The 227-nt window shown below is 64.3% G+C and carries 1 protein-coding gene; it reads right to left on the reverse strand.

Annotated features, from left to right (window positions below; all coding sequences use genetic code 11):
- A partial coding sequence (locus IB265_RS36465; protein ID WP_192496246.1) for a hypothetical protein occupies positions 1-227 on the reverse strand: 227 nt, incomplete at both ends.

Genomic DNA, 227 nt, shown 5'->3' on the forward strand with positions numbered 1-227 from the left:
CTGATCGTCGTGCCTTCCGGCACAGCCCCGCCGGCTTCATTCGCCGCCGAAGGCACGTCGTCGTTGAAGCTGACGGTCAGTGTGCCGTTGGCAACCGAGTTGTCCGCGTCGGTGACCGTGTAGCCGAGGCCGACCGAGACATTGTCCTCGCCATTCGGACCAGCCGTATGCAGCACGTTGTCCTTGAGCTCGACCGTATAGGCACCCGTGGCCGCGTTCGTCACGGT

The sequence above is a fragment of the Ensifer sp. ENS10 genome (genome assembly GCF_014852025.1).
GTDB lineage: Bacteria > Pseudomonadota > Alphaproteobacteria > Rhizobiales > Rhizobiaceae > Ensifer.